Here is a 22,261-nt window from a genome sequence, read left to right as displayed (position 1 = left end):
GCGCTAGCTGCTGCCTCGCAAGCAACCACTCAGCCCCGGAGCACCGCTCCGGGGCTGACTCGTCCCGAGGCCGGGCTCCGGTGGCACGACCACGGAGGAGCCACCGTGACCCGTCATCCGGAGCCGGAACGCCCGGCGCCCGATCACCGGGACCTCAACGCCGACCTGTCCGTCTTCGCGACCCATCCCATGGTCGGCGCCGGGTTGCCGCTGTGGCTGCCCGCGGGTGCCGTCATCCGGCAGGAACTGGAGCAGCTCGGGCGGGAGATCGCTCACCGCGACGGGTGCCTACCGGTCTACTCGCCCGTGCTGGGCAAGCGTGCGCTCTACGAGCGGTCCGGGCACTGGAAGAAGTTCAGCGAGGACATGTTCCCCGCGATGCGGCTCGGCGGCGATGAGCTGGTGCTGCGCCCGGCCAACTGCCCGCACCACGCGATGATCTACGCCGCGGAACCACGCTCGTACCGGCAGCTACCCATCCGGCTCAACGAGCTGGGGTCCATGTTCCGCGCCGAACGCTCCGGGGTGGTGAGCGGCCTGAGCAGAGTGCGGCAGATCTCGCTCGACGACACCCACGTGTTCTGCCGCCCCGACCAGGCCGCCACCGAGCTCGCCCGAGCGCTGCGCTCGGCGCTCCGGGCCCAACGGCTGCTCGGCCTGCCCGTCGACCACGTCCGGCTGTCCCGCCGCGACGCCAGCGACAGCTACCTGGGCTCGGCCGCCCAGTGGCAGGAGGCGGAGCAGGCGCTGCGCTCGGCGGCCGCCGAGGTGCTCGGCGCGGACGACCCCCCACTGGTGGAGGCCGTCGGCGAGGCCGCCTTCTACGGGCCCAAGCTCGATCTGCAGGTCCGGGACCAGCGCGGGCACGAGGAGACCATCGCGACCGTCCAGCTGGACTTCAACCAGCCCGAACGGTTCGACCTGGGCTACGACGCCGCGGATGGCACCCGCCAACGCGTCGTGATGATCCACCGAGGCACCCTCGGCGCGATGGAGCGCATCGTCGCCGCGCTCCTCGAGCGCTACTCGGGCCGGCTGCCGCTGTGGCTCGCACCCGTCCAGGTCTGCGTCCTGCCGGTCGGGCCCGCCCAGGACGACTACGCCCACGCAGTGGTCGACGACCTGCGCGCCGCTGGACTTCGCGCCCGACTGGACACCGACGGGTCATTGGGCGCTCGCATCCGTGCCAGCCGCCGACGACGCGACAGCGTCATCGCGGTCACCGGACCCGCCGAGACCAGCGCCGGTCTGGTCCACGTCACCGACCCGACCACTGACTTCACCGGGCCGGTTGCGCGGGCCACCTTCGTGGCGACCGTCCGCGGCGCCCATGCCGACCGCTCCCGCCGCATCGCGTGGCCCGCCCTCGACGGGGACCACCACCCGGCGGGCCGACCGTGAGGCACACGGCGAAGACGCACGTGGGGCCCGGTCGGCTGACCGGGCCCCACGTGGCCGAGCTGCGGGTTCTCCCCAGCCTGCGCTCGGGGAGAGCGCAGGCTGGGGAGAACCCAGGGGTGGAGGTGGCGGGAATCGAACCCGCGTCCTACGACGCATCACCAGGGCTTCTCCGAGCGCAGTCCGCTGTGTCTCTGCTCGACCCCATCGATCTCACGGACGAGTCGATGTGACGGGCCCAGTCGCTGTTCGGTGTCCCGCGCGCGCCCGCGACCGGCACGCACGGTGAGTCATCTAGCTGATGCCAGGATCCGGGCCGATGACGAACCCGGGCTGACAGACCCGCCTACGCTGCTATCAGGCAGCGAGGGCGAAGTCAGCGCGACTGGAGTCGGCGCTTGTGTTGTTTCCGACGCGTGGTTAACGAGCTCATCGTCGGCTTCCTCGGCTCGCTTCCCCTGGTCACCCGACCGCAGTCGAGACCATTCACCCCCTGTGCAGTTGTACGGACAGCGTAACGGCACCCGCCGGCGGGGTGTTCCCGCGCCGCTGCGGGATCCCCCTGCAGCCCTGTCCCGGTCCCGCCCCGAGCCCGCGAAGGGTGGCGGACGGGGTCCTTCCTCAGATCCAGCCGCGGCGCTTGAAGACGACGTAGAGCGCCAGGCTCACCCCGACCATCAGCACCAGCGCGAACGGGTAACCCAGGTGCCACGACAGCTCCGGCATGTCCTCGAAGTTCATGCCGTAGACCGTCCCGACCAGCGTCGGGGCGAAGAGGATGGCCGCCCACGCGGAGATCTTCTTGACCTCCTCGCCCTGCGCGATCGAGGCCTCGGTGAGCTCGCGGATCTCCTCGTTCTGCCGCTGGGCGACGAGCGTCGCGTTCACGGTGAGGATGTCGCGCAGCTGCAGCCGGAAGCCCTCCACCCGCTCGTTGACCTGGACGACGTGGTCCTCGACGTCCCGCAGGTAGCTGCGCAGGTCCTCGTCGACGCCGTACTTGTCGAAGCCGGCGGCGATGGCGGCCAGGATGCCGGTGAGCGGCTGCGCGGCGCGCTGGAACTCCAGCACCTCCTGCGAGAGCTCGTAGATGCGCCGCGAGACGCCGGGGTCGCCGCGGAAGACCTCGGTCTCGATCTCGTCGATGTCGGTCGCCAGGCCCGCGACCACCGGCGAGTACCCGTCGACGACGGCGTCGAGGATGGCGTACAGCACCGCCTCGCTGCCCTTCTCCAGCAGCGCCGGCTCGCTCTCCAGCCGCCGGCGCACCCGGGAGAGGTCCGGGGACTCGCTGTGCCGCACCGTGATGGCGAAGTTCCGGCCGAGGAACAGGTGCAGCTCGCCGAACTCCACCTCCTCGGCCGCGTCGAGGTACCGGGCGGCCTTGAGGACGACGAACAGCGTGTCCCCGTAGCGCTCGAACTTCGGCCGCTGGTGGGCCTTGATCGCGTCCTCGACCGCCAGCTCGGGCAGGTCGTACTGCTCGGCCAGCTCACCGAGCTCGGCGGGCTCGGGCCGGTAGAGGCCCAGCCACACCAACCGGTCGGGGTCCTCGACCAGCCACTCGTGGCTCTCGGCGACGCTGTCCGGCGTCGCCACCCGCCGTCCCGACGAGTAGACGGCGTTGTCGACGATCAGCGACTGCCGCTGCGGCGCGGCCGGAGCCGCGGGCTGCGGGGCGGGCGCGAGGGCCAGCTCGGGCCGCGGCCGGCGGGTCAGGGTGGACAGGGCGGTGAGGGACGCGCGACGGCGGTCGACCACGGCGGACTCCCAGGGGGACGCAGGAGCGGGGGACTCGTCGGAGGTCCGCCCCCGTGCGGCCCCGTCCCGGGTCCCACCCCGAGCGTGCGGAGGGTGGGGAGGACGGGGTCCGTCAGCAGGCGGTGCGGCCCCCGGTGCCGGTACTGGGCGGTTCACTGGGCATGGCACAGCACCTCCCGTCGTCCGTGGGGCCGGCCCGCTCGCCGGGCCGTCGTCCATCGTGACACGTGCTGTGTCCACCCGGCTCCCCCGGCCGGGTGAACGTCACACGACGTCAGACGTCGAGCACGAGGTCGATGAGCACCGGCAGCATCACCACGATGAGCAGCGCGCCGAGGACGTCGAAGGAGATGCCCGACCGGATCATCCTGGTGATCGGCACGACGCCGGAGCCGTAGACGATCGCGTTCTGCGGCGTCGACACCGGCAGCATGAACCCGAAGGACGCCGCGAAGGTCGCCGCCAGTGCCGGCACGAACGGGTTGATCCCCGACGCCACGGCCACCGGGATGATGATCGGCACGACCACCGCGGCGGAGGCCGTGTTGCTCGTCGTCTCGGAGATGACGATGGCGAGGATCACCGCGAAGACGGTGATGGCGAGGGTATTGGTGAGCCCGAGCAGGTCGGCCGAGCCGTTGCCGATGGTCTCGGCCAGTCCGGTGTCGGCCAGCAGCGAGCCGAAGATGATCCCGGTGCCGAACAGCAGGATCGTGCCCCAGTCGATCTTGGCAGCGTCCGACCAGTTGAGGGTGAACTCCCTGCGCTTCCAGTCCGTGGGCAGCAGGAACAGCAGCGAGGCCCCGAGGACGGCGACGATGCCCTCGTTGACCCGGTCGCCGACCGTCTCGTAGAGCGCCGAGTCGGTGCCGGCGGTCAGCGCGATGACGCCGGGGAAGATCCACAGCGCCACGGTGACGCCGAAGGCCACCAGCGTGTTCCTCTCCGCCCTCGTGACGGGGCCGAGCTCGGCGCGCTCCTGCTGCACGTACTCGTGGACGCCCTCGATGCGCTTGATCTCCGGCCGGTTGAGCAGCAGGAGGACGGCGGCCAGCGCCACGAACATCAGCGCGCAGATCGGCAGCGCCATGAGCATCCAGCTGAGGAACCCGATCCGCTCCCCCGTCGCCTCTTCGATCAGCCCGCGGCCGATCAGGTTCGGCGGGGTCCCCACCGGGGTGATCAGCCCGCCGACGCTGGCCCCGTAGGCCAGCATCAGCATCAGCGCGACGCCCACCCGCAACCGCAGCGGGTCGAAGTCCGGCGCCACCAGCTCCTTGTCCTGCAGCAGCTTGGCGATCACCGAGAGGATGCCGATCGCCGTGGGCAGCAGCATCGCGACGGTGGCGGTGTTGGAGACGAACGCCGACAGCAGCGTGGTGATCAGCCCGAACGCGATGATGACGCGGGCGGTCGAGCCGCCGACCCACCTGAGCGACAGGATCGTCATCGCGAAGCGCCGCGCGACACCGTGCTTGAGCATCGCGGCGGCCAGGATGAAGGCGCCGATGAAGGTGAACACCGTCGTCGAGCCGAACGGGGCCACCGCGTCGTCGGCGGGCACCACCCCGAGGACGACGATGGCACCGACGCCGATCAGCCCGCCGATCGGGATGGGCACCGGCTCGGTGATCCACAGGACGATGACGCCGAGCAGGATCGCCGCCAGCAGCTGCTGCTGGTTCGGCAGATCCAGCGGCAGGAGGGCGAAGACGAGGGTCACGATCGGGGCCAGGAAGAGCCCGACCGTGCGGCGTCCCCTCTCGAAGCGCTCCTCGGCGGGGCTGAGCTGCTGCTCACCCAGGCTGCGGTAGGTGGCCGAGCCGCGGAACGCGGCGTCGACGTCGGTCCGCGGTCCGGACCCCCGCTGCCGTTCGGTCGCGGTCATGACGCCCTCCTCGGGACTGTGACGCAGACCATAGGGAGCGCAGGGGCGATCCGGTGCTCCCGGACGCCGGCGGACACCTCCGCGGGGACGACGACCTCGTGTGCCGAGCCGGGCGCTCAGCCCTCGGCCACCGGCGGCCCGTCGTCCCCCGACTCCGGCGCACGGGGCTCGCTCACCGGGCGGCGAAGACGCCGGTCGGGTACGCGCCGTTGGCGACCAGCCGGGCCGACAGTGCGCGGCCCAGCTCGACCACCCGGGCGGTCCGTTCCGTCCCCAGGTGCACCCACGGCGCCGCGGAGACCTCGTCGGTACCGGCCTCGACCCCGGCTCGCAGGGCCACCCCGGCCTCGGTGAGCGCGCCGTCGGCCACCAGGCCCCGCGCGGCGAGCCGGTCGGCGGCCGCGGACCACTCCTCGTCGCTCCAGCCGCGGGTCGCCTTCGCGGCGGCCTCGGTGAAGCCGCGGCCGGTCAGCGTGTGGGTGACCAGCGACTCGAGCCCGCTCAGCCCGGCGCGGAGCAGACAGGCGACGTGCCCGTCGCCGCGGTGCTCGCGCAGCAGCGTCGCCCCGTGCCACAGGGACAGCACCGGCTCCTCGGGCCAGGGCTGGTCGGCGTGCGCCGCGTAGAGCGGGCGCCCCTCGGGCGTCAGCGCGGTGCAGGCCTCCCTCAGCAGGCCGGCCAGCTCGGCCACCTCGGGCGCGGCGGCCGCCTCCGGACCGCCGAGCAGCCGGGTCAGCGAGGTGCGGGCGCCGTCGAGCCGGGCGGCGAGCACCTGCTCGGGGGTGGCGAGGGTCCAGGCGCGCGGCACGTGCCGGGCCACCAGCGTCGGGGCGAAGTTGGCGAAGGTGGCCGTCACGGTGCCCGGTCCGACCGCCCCCATCGCGGCCGCCCGCCCGGCGAAGTAGCACATCCGGCCGGGGCGCAGCCCCACCGCGCTGAGGTACTCGTCCTGCTCGGGTGAGAAGTAGACGTGGTTGTGCAGCGGCTCCACGGCGCGGTGGGCACGGGCCACGTCGGGGGTGGGCTGATCGGCGTTGACCATGCGCCGGACCCTAAGAGGACCGCCCTGACCCCCACCACTCGCGCGCTCGCTGCGGGACCGTGCAGGGGGGTCGGACCCAGGAGGGCCGGCGTCCCGGCCGAGCCCGCGCAGCCACCGGCGCTGCCACGGCGTCTCCACCGCACGCGGGTGGTACCGGTCGCGGACCCATCGGACGGCGTCGGCGGGCGGCAGACCGTCGAGCACCGCGAGTGCGGCCAGCGCGGTGCCGGTGCGGCCGATCCCGCCGTGGCAGGCCACCTCCACCCGCTCCCCCGCCCGCGCCCGACCGAGCGCCTCGGTCAGCGCGGCGAGCGCGTCGGCGCGGTCCAGCGGCACCCAGAAGTCCGGCCAGCGGACCCGGCGCGCGGGCCACGGCGGCACGGGGCCGCTGCCGAGGACGACGGCGTGGTCGGCCGGCGACGCCGGCGCGCCCAGCCGGCGGCCGCGGACCCGGGCCCCGCCGGGCAGCTCGACCAGCCCGGCGTCGTCGTCCCAGCTCATGTCCCGGGCGGGCGGGTGCGGGCCCACTGGACGCGGGTGCGGACCGGTGCGAAGCCCAGCCGGTGGTAGAGCCCGAAGGCCCCGGTCGGGTTCTCGGTGTCGACCTGCAGCCCGGCGGTGTCGCAGCCGGCGGCGGCAGCTGCCTGCAGGGCCGCGACGATCGCGGCCGAGGCGATGCCGCGCCCGCGGGCGGGGCGCAGCACGCCCAGCTGCCCGAGGTGGGCCTGCTGGACGCCGGTGGCGCGGGTGTCGGCGTCGTACACGTAGGTGAGCACGTAGCCGGCCACCGCACCGTCGACGAGGGCGAGCACCGACAGGTCGGGCCGGAAGGCGCGCGACCCGGTGAACCAGGCCCGCCACGTGGTGGCGTCGCGCTCGCCGGAGCCGTGGTGGTCGGTGAAGGCGGCGTTGTGCGCCCGCCGCACCTCGTCGTCCCGGTCCCAGGCGAAGGGCACCAGCTGGGCGCCGGGCACCGCCGGGACCTCGGGCAGCCCGGTCAGCGGCCGCGCCATGTCGGCGTACCACCGCTCGGCCGTGAACCCGGCGCGGCGGACCAGCGACTCCAGGGGGGCCATGCCCGGGTACACCGAGACGGTCAGCCGGGCGGGCAGCTCGGGGTGGTCGCGCCGGTGCACCTCCGCGCCGCGGTGCAGCTCCCAGTCCAGCAGCGCCCGCCCGATGCCGCGCCCGCGCCAGGCCGGGTGCACCCGACCCTCGAGCATCACCCGGTGGTCCTCCCGCGCGCCGCTGATCGACAGCACCACGGCGACCGCGACCAGGGTGCCGTCGGCGGTGCACACGGCACGGCCGTCGCGCGACAGGTCCACCAGGTCGCCCACCCACCACTCGGCGAGGTCGTCGACGTCCAGGTGCTCGCCGGTGTCGTCGACCGGCTCGGCGGCGGCCAGCAGCTCGGCCACGGCCGGGAGGTCGTCGGCGGTCAGCGGGCGGGCGGTGAGGCCGCCGGGCAGGTCGCGCACGCCGCGCAGCGTAGGGGCGGCGACCGCGGCGGTCGACCGGGTTCCGGGGGCTCCCTTGCGGCCGGGTGCGGGCGGGCGTCAGCATCGGCGCACGCCGCCGAGAGGAGGGCTCCGTGCCCCGCTTCCTGCTCATCGCCCGGTACGAGGCGCAGGGCGCGCGGGCGGTGATGGCGGCCGGCGGGTCGGCCCGGCGCAGCGCCTTCGCACACGCCGTCCTGGACCTGGAGGGACGGCTGGAGAGCTTCGACTTCGCGCTCGGGGACGCCGACGTCTACGCGATCGTCGACCTGCCCGACAGCGCGGCCGCCGCGGCGCTGTCGCTCACCATCACCGGGGGCGGCGTCGCCACGGTGCGGACCGTCGTCCTGCTGACGCCCGAGCAGGTCGACCGGGCGGCCGAGCTGCACCCCGACTACTCCCCCGGCCCCCGCTGAGGATCAGCCGGCCAGCCCGAAGAGACGGGCCCCGTTGTGCCAGAGGACGGCGCGCAGCCACTCCTCCCCCAGCTCCAGCCGGTGCAGCGCGGCCAGCTGGTGGGCGTACGGGTACGGGATGGACGGGAAGTCGCTGCCGAGCACGACCTTGTCCTGCAGTGCGCCCAGCCGGGGCCGCAGGGCCGGGTCGAAGGGCATCAGCCGCTCGGTGAAGTCGGTGGCGAACATCGTGGTGTCCAGGTGCACCCGCTCGTACCGCTCGGCCAGGTCGAGGAAGGCCGCGTACTCGGGCATGCCGAGGTGCGCGATGACCAGCTGCAGCCGCGGGTGGCGCTCGAGCAGGCCGGTCATCGGCGCCGGCCCCGTGTGCTCGCCGCGCAGCGGGCCGGAGCCGCAGTGGATGACGACGGGGGTGCCGGTCAGCTCCAGCCGCGCCCACACCGGGTCGAGCAGCGGGTCGCGCGGGTCGAAGGCGCCCACCTGGACGTGCACCTTGAACACCCGCGCACCGGCCGCCAGCGCCGCCTCGACGTAGGCGGGCGCCTCCGGCTCGGGGTAGAAGGTCGCCGACTGCAGCACCCGCGGGTGCGCGACGGCGAACCGCGCCGACCAGTCGTTGAGCCACGCGGCCATGCCCGGCTTGTGCGGGTAGGGCAGCGTCGGGAAGGCCCGGACGCCGAGCCGGTCGAGCACCGCCAGCCGCTCGTCCTCCGGCAGCGGGTACTGCACCGGCCAGGCCGCGCCGTAGTGCGTCCGGGCCTGCGCGAAGTACTCCCACACGCGGGCCTGCACCCGCTCGGGCAGGAAGTGGACGTGCACGTCGACCAGCCCGGGCAGGCCCAGCTCGCGCCAGTACCGGGGGACGTCGGCGTCGTCGGCCGGCGGCTCGGGGCCCGTCACCGGAGCGTGACCATGCCCGTGGTCACGAGCGCAGCGTGACGACGACCTTGCCGCGCACGTGCCCGCCCGCGACCAGATCCTGCGCCTCGGCGGTCTGCTCGAGCGGGAACGCCCGGGCGATCGGCACCCGCAGCTGTCCGGCGTCGGCCATCCGGCCGAGCTCCTCGAGGTGCTCGTGCTCGGGACGGACGAAGACGTAGCGGCCGCCCATCTCGTTGACCACCGGGTCGACGACAGAGGCGATGCGGGCGCGGTCGCGCACCTGCTGCGGCGCGTCGGCCAGCGTGTCGCCGCCGACCAGGTCGAGGACGGCGTCGACCGGCTCGGACAGCTGCCCGCTGATCGGCCCGGCCGAGTAGTCGAGCACCTCGGCCGCCCCGGCGTCGCGCAGGAAGCCGTGGTTGCGCGGGCCGGCGGTGCCGATGACGTGCGCGCCGAGCGCGACGGCGATCTGGACGGCGTTGAAGCCGACCCCGCCCGCGGCGCGGTGCACGAGCACCCGGTCGCCCTCGCCGACCTCCAGCGCCTCGGTCAGGGCCTGGTAGGCGGTCAGCCCGGCCAGCGGCAGCCCGGCCGCCTCGGCGAACGACAGCGACTCCGGCTTGTGCGCCAGGCAGCGCTGCGGCGCGGGCACGAGCTCGGCGGTCGTCCCCCACTGGACGTCGTCCCGGCGGACGTAGCCGAGCACCTCGTCACCGGCGGCGAACGCGGTGACCGCCGGACCCGCCGCCTCGACGACCCCGGCGACGTCCCACCCCGGCACGATCGGGAAGTGGTGCGGGTAGAACGCGGAGAGATGACCCTGGCGGATGGCCATGTCGACGGGGTTCACCCCGGCCGCGTGCACCCGCACCAGCACGGTGTCGGGGCCGACCGGGGGGTCGGGCAGGTCGTCGCGGAGGGTCAGGACCTCGGGGCCGCCGTACCGGTCGTAGGCCACGCCTCTCATCGACTCACCCGCACTTACCGCCGTCCCTTCACGTACCGCCCGAACGCCCGCTGGATCTCCCGGCGCGAGTCGCGCTCGGCCAGGTCCTGACGCTTGTCGTAGGACTTCTTGCCCTTGGCCAGGGCGAGGGTCGCCTTGACCTTGCCGTCCTTGAAGTACAGGTCGAGCGGCACCAGGGTCAGGCCGCCCTCCTTGGTCTTGCCGATCAGCTTGTCGATCTCGGCGCGGTGCATGAGCACCTTGCGCTTGCGGCGCGGGGCGTGGTTGGTCCACGTCCCCTCGGCGTACTCGGGGATGTGCACGTGCTGCAGCCAGACCTCGCCGTCGTCCACCGTGGCGAAGCCGTCGACGAGGGACGCACGGCCGGCACGCAGGCTCTTCACCTCGGTGCCGGTGAGCACCAGGCCCACCTCGTAGGTGTCGAGGATCGAGTAGTCGTGCCGCGCCTTCTTGTTCTGGGCGATGAGCTTCCGCCCCTGTTCACGCGGCATGCCCCCAGGCTACTGGGCGCCCTCGAACGGCGAGATCGCCGATCCCGCACGACCGGGAAGGCACGGGCGTGCGGGATCGGCGATCTCGACGGGAGTGCTAGATGCGCACGTACAGGCGCAGCGTCACGTAGGCGGCGACGGCGGCCAGGCCGACGCCGGCGGCGGCGATCACCGGGCTGATGAAGGCGATCGCGCCCCAGTCGACCGGCGGGATGATCCCGGCCCGGATCGGCCCGGCCAGCGTCTTGTCGACGAACAGCATCTTGGTGACCACCAGGCCGCCGATGGCCAGCAGCGCACCGATCAGCCCGGCCAGCGCGGCCTCGAGGATGAACGGCAGCTGGGTGTACCAGCGGGAGGCGCCGACCAGCCGCATGATGTTGGTCTCGTTGCGCCGGTTGAAGGCGGCCAGCTGGATCGTGTTGGAGATCAGCAGCAACGCCGCGAGCGCCTGGACCACGGCGACGGCGATCGTCGCGTTGCGGGCGCCGTTGAGCAGGCTGAACAGGCGGTCGAGGAAGTCGCCCTCGTCACGGACCTGGTCGACGCCGTTCTGCCCGTTCGGGAACTCCGTCGCGATGAGCTCGTAGCGCTCGGGGTTCACCAGCTCGACGCGGAAGCTCTCGGGCAGCGCGTCCGGCGGGGTGTTCTGCACGAGCTCCGGCTGCTGGCTGAACTGCTGCTGGAAGCGGGCGTAGGCCTCTTCCTTGGACTCGTAGATGTGGCTGGCCACCTCGGGCGAGTCCGACAGCTGCTGGTCGATGGCCGACCGCTGCTCGTCGGTGACGTCGTCGGCCAGGAAGATGGAGACCTGCACCTTGTCGTAGTAGATCTCCTTCATGTCGGAGATCATCCCGGCGATCAGCAGGCCGGTGCCCATGAGGCCGAGCGAGATGGCCGTGGTCAGGATCATCGCGACCGTCATGGTCAGGTTGCGACGCAGCCCGGTGGCCACCTCGGAGAGCACGAAGTTGACGCGCATGGATTCCCTGTCGTGAGGTCAGGCAGGTGGAGGAGCGGGTGGCCCGGTCAGCGGCCGACCCCGTACACCCCGCGCGACTGGTCGCGGGTGAGGACTCCCCCGTTGAGCTCGATGACGCGGCGGCGCATGGAGTCGACGATGTGGTAGTCGTGCGTCGCCATCACGACCGTCGTCCCGGTCCGGTTGATCCGCTCCAGCAGCAGCATGATGCCCTCGCTGGTCTCCGGGTCGAGGTTGCCGGTGGGCTCGTCGGCCAGCAGCACCAGCGGCCGGTTGACGAACGCGCGGGCGATGGCGACGCGCTGCTGCTCGCCACCGGAGAGCTCGCTGGGCAGCCGGCCGGCCTTGCCCTCCAGGCCCACCATCTCCAGCACCTCGGGGACGACGCGCTTGATGGTCCGCTGGGGCTTGTTGATGACCTCCAGCGCGAAGGCGACGTTCTGGGCCACCGTGCGGTTGCGCAGCAGGCGGAAGTCCTGGAAGACGCAGCCGATGGTGCGGCGGAGCCTGGGCACCTGCCACTTGCTCATCGTGTTGAGGGTCTTGCCGTTGACGATGACGTTGCCCCTGGTGGGGTCGTCCTCCTTGAGCAACAGCCGCAGGAAGGTCGACTTGCCCGAGCCGGAGGACCCGATCAGGAAGACGAACTCGCCCTTGTCGATCTCCGTCGACACGTCCTCGAGGGCCGGCCGGGAGCTGGCCGGGTAGAGCTTGGTGACGTGTTGCAGTTCGATCACGAGGGGCCACGGTACCTCTCGAACCCGGGAGACTGGAGTGTCACGCGCGGTCGGCCGCCGTCCGGTCCCGACGGAGCGTGAGGAGTTCCGCCAGGGGCCCAGGACGCCCGTCACCCAGCGTGGCTCATCCGGCGTCCGGCCGTGCGACGGGTGTGACGAACGGGACGCCTGGTCCCGTCGGCCCCTCCGGGTCCCCCCTCAGCTGGAGGGCACGGCCTCCTGCTGACGGCGCCACCGGATGCCGGCCTCGATGAACGGGTCGATCTCGCCGTCGAGGACGGCCGCGGTGTTGCCGGTCTCCTGCTCGGTGCGCAGGTCCTTGACCATCTGGTACGGGTGCAGGACGTAGGAGCGCATCTGGTTGCCCCAGCTGCTGCCCTCTCCGCGCAGCGCGTCCATCTCGGCCCGCTGCTCCTCCTGCCGCTTGGCCAGCAGCCGCGCCTGGAGGACGCGCATCGCGGCCGCCCGGTTCTGGATCTGCGACTTCTCGTTCTGGCAGGAGACGACGATCCCGGTCGGCAGGTGGGTGATCCGGACGGCGGAGTCGGTGGTGTTCACGCTCTGCCCGCCCGGGCCGCTGGACCGGAAGACGTCGATGCGGATCTCGTTCTCCGGGATGTCCACGTGGTCGGTCTGCTCGACGACCGGCAGCACCTCCACGCCGGCGAACGAGGTCTGCCGGCGACCCTGGTTGTCGAACGGCGAGATGCGCACCAGCCGGTGGGTGCCCTGCTCGACCGAGAGCGTGCCGTAGGCGTAGGGCTGCTTGACCGCGAAGGTCGCGGACTTGATGCCGGCCTCCTCCGCGTAGCTGACGTCGTACAGCTCGACGGGGTACTTGTGCCGCTCGGCCCAGCGCAGGTACATCCGCATGAGCATCTCGGCGAAGTCGGCGGCGTCGACGCCCCCGGCCTCGGAGCGGATGGTCACCAGCGCCTCGCGGGAGTCGTACTCGCCCGAGAGCAGGGTGCGCACCTCGAGCTCGTCGATCGCCTGGCGCAGGCTCTCCAGCTCCCGCTCGGTCTCGGCCAGGGTCGCCGCGTCGTCCTCCTCCTGCGCGAGCTCGTGCAGCAGGCCGACGTCGTCCAGCCGGCTGCGCAGCTCCTCGACCCGGCGCAGGTCGCCCTGCAGGTAGGAGAGCTTGGAGGTCAGCGCCTGCGCGGCCTCGACGTCGTTCCAGAGGTCGGGCGCGGAGGCCTGCTGCTCGAGCTCGGCCACCTCCCGGCGCAGACGGTCGACGTCGAGGACGGCCTCGATCGACTTCAGGGTCGTGTCGAGTTCGTCCAGGACGACGGAGAAGTCAACGGCCACGTCTACCGAGGGTAGTGCGCCTCGGGCGGGGGTAGGCAGCCACGGCATGAGCGACCCGCACCGACCCCGCTCCCGCGAGGACGACGGCGGTGGTCCCGTCGACTACTCGAAGGGGCTGCCCGACCACCACGACCCGACGGCCGGCATCGGCGGCGCGCCGCCGGCGCAGTCGGCCCTGACCCTGCGGCTGGTGCTGGCCGCCTTCGGCCTCGTCGTCTGCATCGGCGGCGGCATCCTGTGGCTGGCCGCCGGCCTGCCGGTCTGGGCGGCGGTCGTGCTGTTCGTGCTCGCGGCGGTGGCCGCCGTCGACCTGGTCGTGGTGGCCCGTCGCAAGATGCGTGGCGAACCCGGCTGAGCCCGGGGAGGCCGCCCGCGGCCGGGCCGGGCTGACGTGGGCGCCCTCAGAAGAGGGCGGCGGCCGGCGGGCCGGCGTACCCGGCGAGCCAGCCGGTGAGGTCCTCGGCGGGCATCGGCCGGGCCAGGTGGAAGCCCTGCGCGAAGGTGCAGCCCAGCTCGGTGGCGAGCGCGAGCTGCTCGGCCGTCTCCACGCCCTGGGCCTGGGTGCGCACCCCGCAGGCCCGGGCCAGCGCGACGACGGCGGCGATCGCCGCGGCCGCCTGGCTGCGGCGCCCCTCCGGGTAGGCGACCAGGCTGCGGTCGATCTTGAGCAGCCCGGTGGGCATGGAGACCAGCTGACCCAGCGAGGAGAACCCGCTGCCGAAGTCGTCGATCGACACCTCGACGCCGGAGCGGCGCAGCTCGGCGAACTGTGCGGCGGTGCGCTCGACGTCCTCGGCGACCGACCGTTCGGCCAGCTCGACGACGAGCTGCTCGGGCGGCAGCCCGGAGTCCCCGAGCGCCTCGTGGACGTCGGCGACCAGCGTGCCGGCGGCGACGTGGCTGGCGCTGATGTTCACCGAGGTGACCAGGGGCAGCCCGGCCGCCGCCCACGCCGCCGTCTGCCGGGTCGCGGTGTGCAGCACCCAGCGGGCGATCGGCGTCATCAGGTCGTGCTGGACCGCCGTGGGCAGGAAGTCTGCCGGGGCGAGCAGACCGCGGCGCGGGTGCCGCCAGCGGACGAGCGCCTCGACGCCGGTGCACCGGCTCGAGGCCAGGTGCAGCACCGGCTGGTAGTGCAGCACCAGCTGGCCGTCGTCCACCGCGTCGCGCAGCTCGGAGGCGACGGTGGCCTTGTGCTGGGCGGCCGCGCGCAGGTCGGCGGTGAACAGCCGGACCCGGTTGCGGCCGGCCGCCTTGGCCGCGTACATGGCGATGTCGGCGTCGCGGACCAGGTCGGTGGAGCGCACCCGCACCGACCCGGACTCCGGCGCGGTGGCGATGCCGATGCTGACGCCCAGCCGCACCATCCGGCCGCTGAGGTCGAACGGGCGGTCGATGCTGGCCCGGCAGCGGTCGGCCAGGGCCTCCGCGCCGGAGGTGTCGCAGTCGCGGCACAGGACGACGAACTCGTCGCCGCCGAGCCGGCCGACCGTGTCGCCGGCGCGGGTCGAGCCGGTCAGCCGCCCGGCCACCTGGCGCAGCAGGTCGTCACCGGCGTCGTGGCCGAGGGAGTCGTTGACGTCCTTGAAGCCGTCGATGTCGAGGAACAGCACCGACACCGGACCCCGGTCGTGCTGCTGCAGCTCGGCGTCGATGAGCTCGTGCAGGTGGGCGCGGTTGGGCAGCTCGGTGAGGGTGTCGTGGCGGGCCCGCCAGTGCGAGGCGCGCTCGGCGGCGACCCGGCCGGTGACGTCGGTGTGGGTGACCACGACCTGGCCGGCCTGGTCGACCCGGGAGGCCTGCAGGTGGATCCAGTGCGTGCCGCCCGCCAGCTCGAGGGCGTAGTCGGCCTTCACCGAGGGCCGCTCCCCGCGGGAGAGCGCGCGCAGCTGCTCGATCAGCGTCGAGGTGGTGTCGTCGCCGTTGAGGCGGCGGGCCATGGCGAAGTAGTCGCCGTCCACCCCGATGCGCACCCGGTCGTCGCCGAGGACGTCGGCGGCCTTCTCCCAGGCGGTGTTGGCCAGCAGGACCGTGCCGCCGGCGTCGATCAGCAGCGTCGGCGAGGGCAGCGCGTCGAGGACGGCCTCGACGACGACGGTGGACTGGGACGGCCCGTCGGCCCGGCGGCGGACGTCGAGCGGCAGCTCGGGCTCCTCCGGTCGTCGTCCCACGCGTTCTCCTGCCAGGTCCGAACGGTCCTCGTCGGTCTCGCTTGTCACAGTGCCCACGCCGACGGCGCTCAAGCCCCGCCTCCCGGGACCGGTGTCCGGCTCCGCGGCTCGCGCGTCTCCCGTACCACCCAGTCCAGGTAGTCGGGGTTCCCCCCGGCGAGCGGCAGGGCGATGACGCACGGGACGTCGTACGGGTGCAGCTCGGAGGTGCGTGCGACGACCTCCGGCACCAGCGACCGGCGGGTGTGCAGGGCGACGCGCGCCTCGGGTTCGTCGTGCACGGCACCCTCCCAGCGGTAGATCGACCGGATCGCGGCGAGCTGGTGGCCGCACGCCACCAGTCTCTCCTCCACCAGTGTCCGTGTGTACCCGTTCAGCCACTCGGCGTCACTTCCCGTGACGACGATCTCGCACACGTCCTCAGCCACGCGGTCATCCTCCAGGGGTGGAGTGACAGGTCCACGGGGTAGAGCGGGGCCATGAGCGACGAGATGACCATCACGGTCGACAGCGAGGAGTACCTGGTCCGCCCCGAGGGCGACAACCTGAAGGTGGGCCGCCGGGTCGGCGGCGACACGACCTGGCTCGAGGACGTCGACGTGGCCACACTGCCCGAGGACGCGCGCAGCGCCCTGGAGCGCGGGGACTCCTCCGACCAGGCACTGGTCCTCGCGGTGCGCGGCGTGGTGGCCGCGGAGGTGCAGCGCGGCGGCTGAGCGGACCGGGAGGGTCCGTGCCTACGGTGCGGGCGTGCCCCCTCCCGACCGGCTCCCGGCCGACCTGGTCCTCGAGGGTGGTGGGGTCAAGGGCGTCGCCCTGGTCGGCGCCGCCGTCGAACTGCTGCGCGGCTACCGGTTCGAACGGGTCGCCGGCTCCTCGGCCGGCGCCCTGCTCGCCGCGTTCCTCGCCACCGGGCTGGACGCCGACGGCGTGCTGGAGCGGGCGTCCCGGCTGGAGTACGACCGGGTACCCGACGCGTGGGCGCCGGTGCCGTTCGTGGCCCCCGCCGTCGGCCTGCTCACCCGGTCCGGACTGCACCCCGGGCGCTACGTCACCGAGTGGGTGCGCCGGGAGCTCGCCGACCTCGGCGTCCGCACCTTCGGCGACCTGCGCCGCGACGACCCCGGCGACGACCCGGCGCTGGCGCCGTGGCAGCGCTACCGCCTGGTCGTGACCGCGACCGACGTCACCCGCGGCCGGCTGCTGCGGCTGCCCTGGGACTACCGCGAGTACGGCCTCGACCCCGACGCCCAACCCGTGGCCGACGCCGTCCGGGCGTCGCTGGCCATCCCCTACTTCTTCTCCCCGCAGATGCTGCGCGACCCCCGCACCGGCCGGCGCTCGACGCTGGTGGACGGCGGGGTGCTGTCCAACTTCCCGGTGGAGACCTTCGACCGCACCGACGCCGCCGCGCCGCGCTGGCCCACGTTCGGCATCGGCGTCGGGGACACGCTCTCGGACGAGGACGCGACGATCTTCCCCGGCCGCGCACTGCTGCCGCCGCCGTTGAAGCTGCTGGACTCGCTCGTGGCGACCACGGTCTCCGCGCGGGACCGCGGCTACCTCGCCCAGCCCTGCGTGCGGCGCCGCGCGTTCTCCGTCGACACCAGCGGCACCGGGCTCACCGAGTTCGACGTCAGCGCGGCCGAGCGGGCGCGGCTCGTCGCCGCGGGGACGACGGCAGCCCGGGAGTTCCTGGCCGGCTGGAGCTGGGCGGACTACCTCCGCGAGTGCCGCGGCGGAGTCGCGGGCTGACCGGCCACCGCACCGCGACCGGCCACCGGAGGACCCCGTCGCGAGCGGGACGACCTCACGCCGCGAGCTCGCGAGCGGTGGGGCCGGAGAGGCCCTCCGTCAGCCCTCCTCGCCGTCCACCAGCTCCAGGGCCATCTCGGGCCACCACTGGCCGGCGGGCGGACCGCCCGCGCAGGTGCCGTCGGAGTCACCCGGCTGCTTCACCCAGAGCAGCGCGTCGACCCGGGTGAGGTCGGGCGAGGTCGTCGGCGCGGCGCCGACCTCCCGGTCCGGCGGGTTGCACCAGCGGCCCTCCCCACCCGCGGCGTCCTCCGGCGGACCGGCGCCGTTGCGACTGGTGTCGACGAGGAAGTGGGCGGTGGGTGTCCCCTCGGGTGCGCCCTGCTCGAGCTCCCGGGACAGCTCCAGCCCGTAGTCCGCGCTCACCTCGGTGGTCTCGTAGTTGGAGACGTTGAGGGCGAACCCGTCGGCCCGGTCGACGCCGCTGCGGCGCAGGGCGTCGGCGAGCGCGGGGAGGTCGTCCACCCAGGTGGCGTTGCCGGCGTCCACGTAGACCCGGGTCTCCGGCTGCCGGTCGAGGATGTCCACGGCCTGGGCGAGCACCTGGTAGCGCGCCGCGGGGTCGACGCCCTCGCACCCGACGAGGGCCTGGGGGACGGCGTCCGGCTCGAGGACGACGACCGCGGGCCGGTCACCGAGAGCCGCCGCGAAGCTGCCGATCCAGGACAGGTAGGCATCGACGTCGGTGGCGCCGCCCGCGGAGTAGGACCCGCAGTCCCGCCCGGGCACGTTGTAGGCCACCAGCACCGGCAGCTCGTCCGCGGCGGCCGCGGCCCGGGAGATCTCCTCGACCGCCGGATAGGGGTTGTCCGGCGTGGCGATCCAGGTGGCGGTCGGCTGGTCGGCCAGCGGGGCCAGCGCCTCGGCGTCCGCCGTCCGCCCCTCGGCGCGGGCCTGCCGGACCGCGGTGGGGCCGTGCCCCTCGGGGTTGAGCCACAGCTCCTCCCCCGCCAGCCGGCTGGACTCCGGCGCCGGGGTCTCCGGGGTGTCGGCGCCGCCGCAGGCGACCGCGGTGCCGGCGACCGCGGCCAGCACCGTGACCCGGACGGACCGTCGGGCGTGCAGGCGTGTCCTCATCCGACGTGCACCCAGCGCGCCGGGGAGGGGACGCCCTTCTCGTCGACCACGACCAACATGTACCAGCCGTTCGGCGTGAGGCCCTCCTCCTCGGGGACGCCCAGCTCGTAGGACCCGCTGCCGCAGCAGCCGTCCGGGCAGTGCCCGGCGTGTCCGGCTGCGGGGTCGTCCCCCCCGGCCTCCGGGCAGGACGCCGGTCGGACGTCGAGGGCGACGGAGCGCTGCTCGGGGTCGGTCTGGTGGGTCACCGCGCTGGGCCGCATCAGCCGGGCCCCGGCGACCTCGCCGTCGACGGTGACCGGGAAGGAGCTGCCCCGGGCGACCTCCTCCGGCGCGCCGGTGATCTCCGGGCGGTCGCCGGCGAAGAGGTACGGCGGGGAGTACATCTCGATCCGGGTCTCGAACCTGCCGGGGATGGTGTTCTCCTCGTCGGAGAACAGCGGGTCCGAGCCCATGGTCATGACCCGGCCGTCGGGGAGCAGCAGCGCGGTGGCGTGGTAGTTGCGCCCGACCTCGTTCGGTGCCGCCTCGTGCAGGTGGCCGCTGCGCGGGTCGTACCTCGTCGTCAGGTGCAGGTCGCTCTGCGAGTTGCCGCGGTAGCCGACCGAGCCACCGGTGAGCAGGGTCGTGTCGTCGGGCAGCGTGACCGCGTTGAGGTACCGCGCGGGGCTCGGGTAGTCGCTGGCGGCCGGCTCGTAGCGCGGCTCCGGCCCGCCGAGGTCGACGACGTCGAAGCGCGCCGTCGACTCCTCGCTGTCCCCGACCCCTCCGCCGCCGACGATGCCCACCCGCTGGTCCTGCGCGGGCGCGAGCAGGAACGAGGAGCTGGTCTCGTTGAACCCCGGGTCGCGCAGGCCCGGGACGTCCTGCCAGCTGTTGTCCTCGAGGTCCCAGATGCCGGGCTGACGCCCCTCCTCGGCCGGGCCGTAGCCGGTGTTGGAGCCGCTGTAGAACAGCCGGTGCCCGTCGGCCAGGCGGAACAGGGCCGGGTAGGTCGGGAAGTAGCGCTCCAGCTCGGGCCGGTCCTCCCAGGTCCGGGTGGCCGGGTCGTAGACCTCGTTGTCCCCGTCGACGACCTGGCCGTACTCGTCGAGGCCGGAGACGGCGAGCACGCCGCCGTCCTCCAGTCCGACCAGCGTGGGGTACCAGCGCGACTCGGTCAGCCGGTCGGCCCTGCGGTAGGTCTCGGTGGCGACGTCGAACTCGTAGGAGGCGTCGAGCCCGCGGTAGTTCTGCTTGTCCAGGGTGATGGTGTCGCCCACGCCGTAGAGAGTGGAGCGCTCGTCGGCGTCGAGGCCCTCGACCTGGAACTGCTGGCCGCCGGTGACGACGTACTGCTCGCCCTCCGCCTCGGCCTCGATCCACACCTCCTGCTGGCCGGCCATGTGCGTCCCGTCGGCCATCGTGTGCGCGGGCGGCACGGTGACCTCCTCCGCCGACACGTACGTGTTGCCGCGCGCGGTGACGCGGGTGCCCGACGGCAGGGTGACCGGGCCGTCGAGGCGCTCGTTCTTCACGGTGAGGACGCCGGCAGCCCTGGTGACGTCGTCGGCGAGGACCTCGTACTCGCTGGTCCCCCCGGCGATCAGCAGGTTGCCGTTGGGCAGGTAGGCGTGCCCGGAGCAGAAGAGGTCCTCCGGCGTCGGCACCTCCTCGGTGTCGCCGGTGACCGGGTCCCAGACGATCGTCTGGAAGCTGCCGGCCGCGAAGTCCTCGGCGTCGTTGCCCGACCCGGCGACGAGCAGCACCTTGCCGGTGTGCAGCAGGGCGGCGTGGACGGCACGGGTGCGGTACTCCTCGGGCAGCTCGATGGTCTCCCACGAGCCGTGCTGCGCCTTGTAGTCCGGCCGGTTGCGCTGGAAGTCGTCGTAGGCCTCCTGGGCGACGGCGGTGACGACCGGGCCGTTGGCCGCGACCAACCCGGCCACCGTCGCGGCGACCAGGGCGGCGTTGCGCAGCCGGCGGCTGCGCCTCGGCTTGGGGCGGTTCATCGGGTGCTCTCCTGGGTCTGGGGGACGTCGACCACGTGGTTGCCGGCGAAGCTGACGGCCGGCCTGCGCGGACGGACGGCGGTGACGGCGTCCGGGACGGCCGGGGCGGGCAGGGACTGCGTCCGCTCGGGGGCGCGCAGGCGCTCCCGGGCCATGCTGGTGGCCCAGATCGCCACCGGCAGCAGGCACATGACGAGGCCCAGCAGCGCCCAGGCGCGGATCGCCGGGTGGGTGTGGCCGAGCAGCTGCGAGGCCGTCAGCGCGGCGAGCAGCACGGCCGCCCAGGCGAGGTGCCGGGCGAAGGCGGCCAGGCTGCTCCCGCCGACCGCGCCCTTGCGGGTGACGGCGAAGCCGGTGTCGCGGTTGCGGATCGCGGCCCACAGCGCGCTGACGTACAGCGGGGTGGACATCACCGAGATGGCCATCCCGCTGACGCCCGAGGAGCCCTCCTCCTCGTGCGGGCTGACGTTGTGCCTGCGGTTCCAGAAGTAGACGGCGACCTGCAGCACCGCGGCGTTGACGTAGAGCATCAGCCACAGCTGGGCCGAGACCAGCAGGCCGGCCACGCCGGTGACCAGGTAGGCGGCGAGGTTCGTGACGCCGAGGACCCAGCTGATCGCGGTCGCCGGGTAGTACGACATGAGCAGCCCGTAGTGCACCCGCTGCGGGAAGGACAACCGCCGGGCCAGCCGCCAGAAGCGGCGCAGGACGATCTCGTCGGTTCCGCGGGCCCACCGGCCCTGTTGGGTGAAGTAGTCCCGCCACGTGCTCGGTCCCTCGCCCACGGCCAGGACGTCGGGGGTGTAGACCGACCGCCACCGCGCACCGGTCCGCGGGTTGGTGGTGGCGTGCCAGACCAGGCTGCTCGCGGCGTCCTCGGTGATGGAGTCCTGCAAGCCGCCGATGTCGCGCAGCGACGAGATGCGGACGGCGTTGTTGGTGCCGACGAACATGGCGGTGCGGAACCGGTTCGCCGCCCGCTGCAGGACGCTGTGGAACAGGTACTGCTGCGACTCGGCGGCGCGGGTGACGAAGCTGTCGTAGTTGCCGTACACCTGCGGGCCCACCACGAAGGCGACGTCCGGGTCGCGGAAGTAGCCCATGAGCCGCTCGGCCATGTTCGGCAGCGGCACGTGGTCGGAGTCGACCGAGATCCAGAAGTCGTAGCCGTCGCCGTGCGCGTCGAGCCAGGCGTTGTAGTTGCCGTGCTTGGTCCGCGCCTTGTGGCGGCCGGTGGGCTGGTTCCACTCGGGGACGCCGCGCCTGCTGAAGTGCCGGACGCCCAGCTCGGCGCACATGGCGCGCACCGCCGGGTCGTCGCCCTCGTCGAGCAGCCAGACGTCGAGCGTGCCCTCGTACCGGACGGCGCTGGCGGCCGCCAGCGTCCGGCGCACCATCTCGATCGGCTCCTTGCTCGGCACGATCGTGGTGATGAACGCGACCCGCTGACCGGTCAGCGGGTTCAGCGGGATCGGGTCGCGCGCGTTGAGCGTCGCCACCGCCAGGGTGAAGACGTTCACCAGGCGCAGGACCTCGATGACCGCGATGTTGCCGATCAGCACCAGCACCAGCACCGACCGCCAGTCACCGGTCCACTCGGGGTGGTGCGCCGGGCGCAGCAGGAAGACGAGGAAGAGCACCTCGAACAGCAGGGCCGCGGTCACCAGCAGCCAGGCCCGGACGCGCGCTCCGCCGCGGGAGACCGACCGGAACCGGACGCGGGAGTCCTCCGCCGGCTCCTCCAGCGGGCCGGCGAGCTCGCTGAAGTCGGCGTAGGGGTAGCTGCGCTCAGCCACGCCGGGACGTGACCGGGAGGCTGCCTCCTGGGCGGGA

20 protein-coding genes and 1 other RNA gene are annotated in these 22,261 nt (G+C 73.4%); 5 read left to right on the top strand and 16 right to left on the bottom strand.

The window, feature by feature from the left end; translation table 11 throughout:
• The first annotated feature begins 105 nt into the window (after positions 1 to 105).
• Positions 106 to 1,401: a threonine--tRNA ligase gene (gene thrS, locus ACWIX3_RS09740; protein WP_448611873.1), complete on the top strand. Its 1,296-nt coding sequence runs from the start codon at positions 106 to 108 to the stop codon at positions 1,399 to 1,401.
• A gap of 114 nt (positions 1,402 to 1,515) precedes the next feature.
• Here the strand turns inward: thrS and ssrA are convergent.
• From ssrA to ACWIX3_RS09715, 5 genes are all read right to left on the bottom strand, one after another.
• Positions 1,516 to 1,892: a transfer-messenger RNA gene (gene ssrA / locus ACWIX3_RS09735) on the bottom strand.
• Positions 1,893 to 2,019: 127 nt separating this feature from the next.
• Positions 2,020 to 3,159, bottom strand: coding sequence for a magnesium and cobalt transport protein CorA (locus ACWIX3_RS09730; protein ID WP_448611872.1), 1,140 nt, complete (start codon positions 3,157 to 3,159; stop codon positions 2,020 to 2,022).
• Positions 3,160 to 3,433: 274 nt separating this feature from the next.
• Positions 3,434 to 5,047, bottom strand: coding sequence for an SLC13 family permease (locus ACWIX3_RS09725; RefSeq protein WP_448611871.1), 1,614 nt, complete (start codon positions 5,045 to 5,047; stop codon positions 3,434 to 3,436).
• Positions 5,048 to 5,219: 172 nt separating this feature from the next.
• On the bottom strand, positions 5,220 to 6,590 hold the full coding sequence (locus tag ACWIX3_RS09720; RefSeq protein WP_448611870.1) for an SCO6745 family protein: 1,371 nt from the start codon (positions 6,588 to 6,590) through the stop codon (positions 5,220 to 5,222).
• Positions 6,587 to 7,570, bottom strand: coding sequence for a GNAT family N-acetyltransferase (locus ACWIX3_RS09715; protein WP_448611869.1), 984 nt, complete (start codon positions 7,568 to 7,570; stop codon positions 6,587 to 6,589). The genes ACWIX3_RS09720 and ACWIX3_RS09715 overlap by 4 nt, the downstream gene beginning before the upstream one ends.
• A 113-nt stretch (positions 7,571 to 7,683) precedes the next feature.
• Here ACWIX3_RS09715 and ACWIX3_RS09710 point away from each other — a divergent pair, with 113 nt between their 5' ends.
• On the top strand, positions 7,684 to 8,004 hold the full coding sequence (locus ACWIX3_RS09710) for a GYD domain-containing protein (RefSeq protein ID WP_448611868.1): 321 nt from the start codon (positions 7,684 to 7,686) through the stop codon (positions 8,002 to 8,004).
• A 3-nt stretch (positions 8,005 to 8,007) separates the two neighbouring features.
• Here ACWIX3_RS09710 and ACWIX3_RS09705 read toward each other — a convergent pair whose 3' ends face one another.
• The 6 genes from ACWIX3_RS09705 to prfB form a co-directional block, all read right to left on the bottom strand.
• The gene (locus tag ACWIX3_RS09705; protein ID WP_448611867.1) at positions 8,008 to 8,904 is read right to left on the bottom strand and encodes an amidohydrolase family protein; all 897 of its coding nucleotides are present in this window, start codon (positions 8,902 to 8,904) and stop codon (positions 8,008 to 8,010) included.
• A 22-nt stretch (positions 8,905 to 8,926) separates the two neighbouring features.
• Positions 8,927 to 9,853, bottom strand: a complete 927-nt coding sequence (locus ACWIX3_RS09700) for an NADP-dependent oxidoreductase (RefSeq protein ID WP_448611866.1) — start codon at positions 9,851 to 9,853, stop codon at positions 8,927 to 8,929.
• Between the two features lie 14 nt (positions 9,854 to 9,867).
• Positions 9,868 to 10,344 carry an SsrA-binding protein SmpB gene (gene smpB / locus ACWIX3_RS09695; protein ID WP_448611865.1) on the bottom strand — a complete coding sequence of 159 codons (477 nt, stop codon included), beginning with the start codon at positions 10,342 to 10,344 and terminating at the stop codon, positions 9,868 to 9,870.
• Between the two features lie 97 nt (positions 10,345 to 10,441).
• On the bottom strand, positions 10,442 to 11,326 hold the full coding sequence (gene ftsX / locus ACWIX3_RS09690; protein WP_448611864.1) for a permease-like cell division protein FtsX: 885 nt from the start codon (positions 11,324 to 11,326) through the stop codon (positions 10,442 to 10,444).
• 47 nt (positions 11,327 to 11,373) lie between these two features.
• Positions 11,374 to 12,063: a cell division ATP-binding protein FtsE gene (ftsE, locus tag ACWIX3_RS09685; protein ID WP_448611863.1), complete on the bottom strand. Its 690-nt coding sequence runs from the start codon at positions 12,061 to 12,063 to the stop codon at positions 11,374 to 11,376.
• A gap of 198 nt (positions 12,064 to 12,261) precedes the next feature.
• Complete coding sequence (gene prfB, locus ACWIX3_RS09680) at positions 12,262 to 13,374, bottom strand: peptide chain release factor 2 (protein ID WP_448611862.1); 1,113 nt, start codon at positions 13,372 to 13,374, stop codon at positions 12,262 to 12,264.
• Positions 13,375 to 13,420: 46 nt separating this feature from the next.
• On the opposite strand from prfB, the gene ACWIX3_RS09675 reads away from it, so the two are divergent.
• Positions 13,421 to 13,729 (top strand): DUF6343 family protein, encoded by a 309-nt coding sequence (locus ACWIX3_RS09675; protein WP_448611861.1) that lies wholly within the window; start codon positions 13,421 to 13,423, stop codon positions 13,727 to 13,729.
• A gap of 46 nt (positions 13,730 to 13,775) precedes the next feature.
• Here the strand turns inward: ACWIX3_RS09675 and ACWIX3_RS09670 are convergent, their stop codons facing one another.
• Positions 13,776 to 15,545: a putative bifunctional diguanylate cyclase/phosphodiesterase gene (locus ACWIX3_RS09670; RefSeq protein ID WP_448611860.1), complete on the bottom strand. Its 1,770-nt coding sequence runs from the start codon at positions 15,543 to 15,545 to the stop codon at positions 13,776 to 13,778.
• Between the two features lie 68 nt (positions 15,546 to 15,613).
• Positions 15,614 to 15,973 (bottom strand): divalent-cation tolerance protein CutA, encoded by a 360-nt coding sequence (cutA, locus tag ACWIX3_RS09665; RefSeq protein ID WP_448611859.1) that lies wholly within the window; start codon positions 15,971 to 15,973, stop codon positions 15,614 to 15,616.
• Positions 15,974 to 16,024: 51 nt separating this feature from the next.
• On the opposite strand from cutA, the gene ACWIX3_RS09660 reads away from it, so the two are divergent.
• Positions 16,025 to 16,261 (top strand): hypothetical protein, encoded by a 237-nt coding sequence (locus ACWIX3_RS09660; RefSeq protein ID WP_448611858.1) that lies wholly within the window; start codon positions 16,025 to 16,027, stop codon positions 16,259 to 16,261.
• A 34-nt stretch (positions 16,262 to 16,295) separates the two neighbouring features.
• Positions 16,296 to 17,300: a patatin-like phospholipase family protein gene (locus ACWIX3_RS09655; protein ID WP_448611857.1), complete on the top strand. Its 1,005-nt coding sequence runs from the start codon at positions 16,296 to 16,298 to the stop codon at positions 17,298 to 17,300.
• A 99-nt stretch (positions 17,301 to 17,399) separates the two neighbouring features.
• Here ACWIX3_RS09655 and ACWIX3_RS09650 read toward each other — a convergent pair whose 3' ends face one another.
• From ACWIX3_RS09650 to ACWIX3_RS09640, 3 genes are read right to left on the bottom strand one after another with little or no spacing between them, the layout of a single operon-like run.
• Positions 17,400 to 18,437, bottom strand: a complete 1,038-nt coding sequence (locus ACWIX3_RS09650; protein ID WP_448611856.1) for a glycoside hydrolase family 6 protein — start codon at positions 18,435 to 18,437, stop codon at positions 17,400 to 17,402.
• A complete protein-coding gene (locus ACWIX3_RS09645; RefSeq protein ID WP_448611855.1) occupies positions 18,434 to 20,428 on the bottom strand; it encodes a galactose oxidase-like domain-containing protein in 1,995 nt (664 codons plus the stop codon). The genes ACWIX3_RS09650 and ACWIX3_RS09645 overlap by 4 nt, the downstream gene beginning before the upstream one ends.
• A complete protein-coding gene (locus ACWIX3_RS09640) occupies positions 20,425 to 22,224 on the bottom strand; it encodes a glycosyltransferase family 2 protein (protein ID WP_448611854.1) in 1,800 nt (599 codons plus the stop codon). The genes ACWIX3_RS09645 and ACWIX3_RS09640 overlap by 4 nt, the downstream gene beginning before the upstream one ends.
• Between the last annotated feature and the right edge of the window lie 37 nt (positions 22,225 to 22,261).

Source organism: Geodermatophilus sp. URMC 60, assembly GCF_053502585.1.
Note: the sequence above shows the minus strand (reverse complement) of the source record. Positions and strands in the feature narration are given on the sequence as shown.

Excerpts from the sequence above, each read along its gene's own strand:
- ACWIX3_RS09725 (WP_448611871.1), bottom strand. The coding sequence starts at position 5,047 with ATGACCGCGACCGAACGGCAGCGGGGGTCCGGACCGCGGACCGACGTC.
- ACWIX3_RS09720 (WP_448611870.1), bottom strand. The coding sequence starts at position 6,590 with ATGAGCTGGGACGACGACGCCGGGCTGGTCGAGCTGCCCGGCGGGGCC.
- ACWIX3_RS09700 (WP_448611866.1), bottom strand. The coding sequence starts at position 9,853 with ATGAGAGGCGTGGCCTACGACCGGTACGGCGGCCCCGAGGTCCTGACC.
- smpB (WP_448611865.1), bottom strand. The coding sequence starts at position 10,344 with ATGCCGCGTGAACAGGGGCGGAAGCTCATCGCCCAGAACAAGAAGGCG.
- ftsX (WP_448611864.1), bottom strand. The coding sequence starts at position 11,326 with ATGCGCGTCAACTTCGTGCTCTCCGAGGTGGCCACCGGGCTGCGTCGC.
- ACWIX3_RS09675 (WP_448611861.1), top strand. The coding sequence starts at position 13,421 with ATGAGCGACCCGCACCGACCCCGCTCCCGCGAGGACGACGGCGGTGGT.
- ACWIX3_RS09660 (WP_448611858.1), top strand. The coding sequence starts at position 16,025 with ATGAGCGACGAGATGACCATCACGGTCGACAGCGAGGAGTACCTGGTC.
- ACWIX3_RS09650 (WP_448611856.1), bottom strand. The coding sequence starts at position 18,437 with ATGAGGACACGCCTGCACGCCCGACGGTCCGTCCGGGTCACGGTGCTG.
- ACWIX3_RS09645 (WP_448611855.1), bottom strand. The coding sequence starts at position 20,428 with ATGAACCGCCCCAAGCCGAGGCGCAGCCGCCGGCTGCGCAACGCCGCC.